Consider the following 3,375-nt stretch of genomic DNA (forward strand, 5'->3'; position numbering starts at 1 on the left):
ACACGCGAAGTCACCGGCACACCACAACGGACGCCGGTGACCTCGCCATGCGTTGATGACAGGCACACGTCAGGCGGCCGGCGTCGGGTCGAACTCCTCGACGACGGGTTCGGTCCCGGCCCGCAGGGTGACGAACGACCATTCCGGCACCGCCGTCCAATGCGTGTCCCGGTACTCCAGTTCGAGCGGCTCGGACACCAGAATCCGGCCGTCGGCGGGCAGCTCGATATGCGCTCCCGGATCGGCCGCCGACAACCGCATGTGTCCCGTCGAGTGATACAGCGTGCGCGAGGACCGGTCGCTCGAGTACCTCAGCGCGTAGAGCGCGTCGCCGTCGGCGGCGCAGAAGGTACCGACAAAGGGTTCGACGACGCCGTGGTCGGCGCGCGCCCGCTCGATACGGGCCACCATCCGCGCGAACGCGCCCCTTTGGGTCGCTCGCCAGTCCGTAGGTCAGGGCGAGGAAGAAGCACACCTCGGTGTCGGCGTTGCCCTCCACGAACGGGTACAGCTCGGGATCGATGTCGAAGGTCAGGTCCCGCTTGAGATCCGAGAACCGCGGAATCTCCCCGTTGTGCTGAAACAGCCAGCGCCCGTGCACGAACGGATGGCAGTTCACACGTTCGGTGGTGCCGCCGAGCGCCGCGCGCACATGCGCGAGGAACATCGGTGACCGGATCTGCTCGGCGAGTCGCTGCAGGTTGTGGTCGCTCCAGGCGGGCCGGGTGTCGCGGTACTGGCCGGGAAAATCGCGATCGCCGTACCACCCGAATCCGAAGCCGTCGCCGTTGGTCGGCCAGTCGTGATGCCGAATCATCGTCGTCATCGGCGAGCCCGGGAGATAGAGCTGACGCGCCTCGAAGCTCTGGTCGACCAGCGAGTGCGACGGCCTGGTCAGCAGGTCCTCGAGATGAATCGGGGAACCGGTGTAGGCCAGCCAGCGACACATGGACCGACCGTAGCAATCACCCGCACCGCGCAATGCCCAACCGCAGCGGCTCGGCACCGGCAGACCTCGGCGAATCGATAGGGTGACCCCATGATCCGAGCCATCCGCCTGCACAACGACGAGGACGGACGTTCACACGTCCGGCACGGACACATCGATCTGGTGGAGAACGCGGTGCGCTCGGCGTCGGCAGCCACGACGACCTCGGCGTTCCAGGAAACCGAGAGTGGCGGGTCTCTCGATTGGCACACCGCGCCGCGGCGGCAGTACGTGATCACCCTCGCCGGTGTTCTGGACTTCGTGACCCGCGACGGGGAGCAGTTCCGGCTCGAGCCGGGGATGGTGCTGGTGGCCGAGGACACCGTCGGCACCGGACATCGGTGGCATCTCGTGGGCCACGACCCGTGGCGCCGCCTCTACGTGGGGCTCGCCGAGGGCGCCGACAGCGGGTTTGTCCCCGACGCCTGAAGGTTCTGGCGAGCTAGCTCTCGTCAAGCGAGACTCAGCTGATGTTCTGCGCGAGTCCCACCAGGATGTTCTCGGGCCCGCGGATGTAACAGAGGCGATAGACGTTCTCGTACTGCACCACTTCGGGGCCGACGAGACGCGCGCCTTTCGCGACGGCTCGGGCGAGGGTGTGGTCGAGGTCGTCGACCTCGAACATGACTCGCAGATATCCGAGCGCGTTCACCGGCGCGTTGCGATGGTCGTCGATCACCTCGGGTGCGAGGAACCGTGAGAGTTCGAGCCGACCGTGACCGTCGGGCGTGCGCATCATCGCGACCTCGACGCGCTGATCGGCCAGCCCGGTCACCCGACCGGCCCACTCCCCCTCGGCCATCGCGCGACCCTCAAGCTCGAGCCCGAGTTCGACGAAGAAGTCGATTACCGCCGAGAGATCCTCGACGACGATGCCGACGTTGTTCATCCGGATCGTCATGCGTGGCGCCCTCGTTTGGGAATTCTGTTGGGCCCGTTCATTGCTGAACCTCCGGATCGGCGAACACGGGAGTGCGGCGACTCATCCCCGCCGCGACCGCCTCCAACTGATTCGGCGAACCCATCAGACCGACCTGCAGTTCGCTCTCCAGCAGCAGCGCCGATGCCGGATCGGAGCTCGTCCAGGTGTCGTCGTAGAGACGCTTGGCGGCTTGAACGGCATGCGGGGATTTGCCGGCGATCTCGTGAGCCAGCGCCAATGCCTCGGCGAGCGGGTCGTCGGCGACGCGGGTGACGAGGCCGAGCGCATCGGCTTCGGTTCCGTTCAGGATGCGTCCGGTGAACGTCAACTCCTTGGCGACGTCGATGCCGACGAGCCGCGGCAGGGTCTGGGTGATACCCATGTCGGGCACCAGACCCCACTTGACCTCCATGATCGACAGTCGGGCATCCGGTGCCGCATACCGAATGTCGGCACCGAGCGCGATCTGCATGCCGCCGCCGAAGCAGTTGCCGTGCACAGCGGCGATCACCGGCGCGGCGATGCGCGACCAGTCGTAGGACACGCGCTGGGCCAGATTGGCGGCGCGGCCGTCCTCGCGTGCCATGAGATCCATCGGACCGCTGCCCTCGCGGTCACCCAGACTCGTGATGTCGAGGCCCGAACAAAAACTCTTGCCGTCGCCGTGGAGTACGACGGCGCGCACGGTGCGATCGGCGGCCAGCTTCTCGGTGACGTCCACGAGCGCCTCGAACATCGCAGCATCGAGAGCGTTGTGCTTCTCGGCGCGATCCAGCGTCACCGTGGCGACGCCGTCAGCGTCGACGTCGAGGCGGATTCTGTGCTCGCTCATACTGATACCGATCTCCCGGGGGTCGGACGTCACGACTGCACGCTGTTGTCCAGGGTGCGCTGCCGACGTTACAGGTGGGTGCGGTGGCACGGTAGACGTTGCGCGTGCAGGATGTCGCGCCGTCTCGCACGAACAGAGGGGGTGTAGCGGCTGGGGAAGTCACGGTGCGCCTCCGTGGATCTCTTTCAAACACAGCAGGCGCACACCGGCCGGAGGCCGGAAGGGATGTCACGGTGCCCCCGGCAGGATTCGAACCTGCGGCCTTCTGCTCCGGAGGCGTTGTGTCACCATCGTTTTCGCAGGTCAAGGCGGTTGTATCGGTCTAACCAGACCAGATAGCCGCAGGTCGCGCTCCCCCATCTGATCGGGTGGCCCACTTTCGGCCCACCCGCTCATCTCCTGACTCCCAATAAGAAGCCCCCGCACCAGTTACCGCTGGCCGGGGGCGTGGGAGCGATGAGATGGCATCAACTCTGGGCACCAGTGTATGCGCTGGTGAGCACATCAGTCGAGGGCAAGAGAGCCTGTGGCCGGAGCTTGCGGAGGACTCGGGGTCTCGCGGCAGCCTGCCAGGAGGCTCCCCGACCACGTCGTCAACCGCAGGCCGGGAGCGGCGCGCCGGTGAAGGCCGAG

4 protein-coding genes and 1 pseudogene are annotated in these 3,375 nt (G+C 66.6%); 1 reads left to right on the forward strand and 4 read right to left on the reverse strand.

Translation table 11 applies throughout. The features are described 5' to 3' along the window. Positions 1-69: 69 nt before the first annotated feature. Positions 70-411 carry a hypothetical protein gene (locus tag B1964_RS31320; protein ID WP_253194229.1) on the reverse strand — a complete coding sequence of 114 codons (342 nt, stop codon included), beginning with the start codon at positions 409-411 and terminating at the stop codon, positions 70-72. Between the two features lie 94 nt (positions 412-505). Beyond that, positions 506-949, reverse strand: a pseudogene (locus B1964_RS31325) (class II glutamine amidotransferase); the annotation flags it as partial. Between the two features lie 90 nt (positions 950-1,039). Between B1964_RS31325 and B1964_RS27225 the strand changes: the two are divergent. Further along, positions 1,040-1,417 (forward strand): hypothetical protein, encoded by a 378-nt coding sequence (locus B1964_RS27225; protein ID WP_079932038.1) that lies wholly within the window; start codon positions 1,040-1,042, stop codon positions 1,415-1,417. A gap of 34 nt (positions 1,418-1,451) precedes the next feature. Here B1964_RS27225 and B1964_RS27230 read toward each other — a convergent pair whose 3' ends face one another. Both B1964_RS27230 and B1964_RS27235 read right to left on the reverse strand, forming a co-directional pair. After that, positions 1,452-1,889 carry a VOC family protein gene (locus tag B1964_RS27230; RefSeq protein ID WP_079932039.1) on the reverse strand — a complete coding sequence of 146 codons (438 nt, stop codon included), beginning with the start codon at positions 1,887-1,889 and terminating at the stop codon, positions 1,452-1,454. 37 nt (positions 1,890-1,926) lie between these two features. After that, positions 1,927-2,742 (reverse strand): crotonase/enoyl-CoA hydratase family protein, encoded by an 816-nt coding sequence (locus B1964_RS27235; RefSeq protein WP_079932040.1) that lies wholly within the window; start codon positions 2,740-2,742, stop codon positions 1,927-1,929. Positions 2,743-3,375 lie beyond the last annotated feature (633 nt).

The organism is Gordonia sp. i37, assembly GCF_002043085.1.
In the GTDB taxonomy this organism is placed as follows: domain Bacteria; phylum Actinomycetota; class Actinomycetes; order Mycobacteriales; family Mycobacteriaceae; genus Gordonia; species Gordonia polyisoprenivorans.

Excerpts from the sequence above, each read along its gene's own strand:
- B1964_RS27230 (WP_079932039.1), bottom strand. The coding sequence starts at position 1,889 with ATGACGATCCGGATGAACAACGTCGGCATCGTCGTCGAGGATCTCTCG.
- B1964_RS27235 (WP_079932040.1), bottom strand. The coding sequence starts at position 2,742 with ATGAGCGAGCACAGAATCCGCCTCGACGTCGACGCTGACGGCGTCGCC.
- B1964_RS27225 (WP_079932038.1), top strand. The coding sequence starts at position 1,040 with ATGATCCGAGCCATCCGCCTGCACAACGACGAGGACGGACGTTCACAC.
- B1964_RS31320 (WP_253194229.1), bottom strand. The coding sequence starts at position 411 with ATGGTGGCCCGTATCGAGCGGGCGCGCGCCGACCACGGCGTCGTCGAA.